Raw genomic sequence first — 1,505 nt, 5'->3', positions numbered from 1 at the left:
AATCGCCATCCGGCGCACGATCTGTGCACCGAAGCGGCGCACGGCGCGTTGCGTGCCCGACCATCCGGGAACGACGCCGATAGAGGTTTCGGGGAAGCCGAGTTTTATCTGCGTTTCGGCGACGCGGAAAGCGCAAGCGGCCGCCAGCTCCGGCCCGCCACCCAGCGCATGGCCGGACAGAAACGCGATGGTCGGTTGCCGGAGCCGCGCCAGCCGGTCGAAGACGCGGTGGCCATAGCGCACCCATTGCACCTGAAAATCGGCGGCGCTCATCGCGCCCCAGGCTTCGACGTCGCCGCCGGCGCAAAAGCCCTTGCCTTCGCCACGGATGAGAACGGCGCGGACGCCCTCGGCCCGCTCCGCCTCGTCGAGCGCTGCTTCCAGGGCACGCAGCATCGGGATGTCGAGCGCGTTGAACTTTTCCGGCCGGCGCAGCGTGACGATGCCGATCGCGCCATCCTGCTCGAAAGTTACGAGTTCAGCCATGCGCGCCTCCGAGCGAGGCACCGCCGTTGAGCGACAGACCGATCGGCCGGTTCTGATAGAGCGCCGCAGGCGTGACCTTGAGGTCGTTGGCGACGGAGAGCGGGATCTCGGCCTGCGCCAGCACATCGCGTTCGAGGTCCACGCCAGGGGCAAGCTCCGTGACCATCAAGCCGTCGGGCGTCAGCTTCATGACGCAGCGCTCGGTGACATAGGTGATGTCCTGTCCCTGCGCGACGGCCCTCTTGCCGGAGAAGGAAATGTGCTCGACCTCCTCGACCACTTTCTTGACCTTGCCTTCCTGGTCGATGCGGATCGCGCCATTGGCCAGCGAGAGTTTCGCGCCGGCATTGAAGAAGCCGGAGAAGACGATCTTCCTCGCCCGCGCCGTGATGTCGACGAAGCCACCCGCGCCGGCGGTGACATGGGGCCGCGCCGAAAGTTTCGAGACATTGACCGAGCCGTGGCGGTCGATCTGCAGGAAGGAGAGCAGCGAGGCGTCGAAGCCGCCGGCCTGGAAATAGATGAATTGGTGCGGCGAGGGCATGATCGCCTCGGCATTCGAGGCGCAGCCGAACTTGAAGTCGAGCAGCGGTACGCCGCCGACCGCGCCCTGCTCGATCACCCAGGTGACCTTGCCGTGCTGGCCTTCCTCGAGAAGGATGCGAGGCACGTTGGCGGAGATGCCGAAGCCGATGTTGACGGCCATGCCGTCGCGCAATTCCATGGCGACGCGGCGCGCGATCACCTTCTGGATGTTCATCTCCGGCGTGCGGAAACTCGACAGTGGCCGGAAGATCTCGCCCGAGATCGCCGGGTCGTAAGGCGTCTGCGTCGTCTGCAACTGATCGGGCGCCACCACGATATGGTCGACCAGCACGCCGGGAACGCGGACGTCGTGCGGCTTCAGCGTGCCGTTCTCGACGACGCGCTTCACCTGCGCAATGACAATGCCGCCATTGTTGCGGGCGGCAAGCGCCTGCTCCAACCCGCCGAGATAGGCACCCTCATGCTCGTAGGTG

1 protein-coding gene and 1 pseudogene are annotated in these 1,505 nt (G+C 65.9%); both read right to left on the bottom strand.

Going from position 1 to position 1,505, the window contains the following annotated elements; all coding sequences use genetic code 11:
- Positions 1-486, bottom strand: a 486-nt coding sequence (locus EOA27_RS36090; protein WP_145970817.1) for an enoyl-CoA hydratase/isomerase family protein, incomplete at its 3' end; no start/stop codon positions are given.
- A pseudogene (locus EOA27_RS36085) lies at positions 479-1,505 on the bottom strand (CoA-transferase); the annotation flags it as partial. The gene EOA27_RS36090 and the pseudogene EOA27_RS36085, both read right to left, overlap by 8 nt.

It is taken from the genome of Mesorhizobium sp. M2A.F.Ca.ET.037.01.1.1, from assembly GCF_003998075.1.
Lineage (GTDB): Bacteria > Pseudomonadota > Alphaproteobacteria > Rhizobiales > Rhizobiaceae > Mesorhizobium.
The sequence above is the reverse complement of the archived record's forward strand: the minus strand, read 5'-3'. Positions and strand labels throughout refer to the sequence as shown.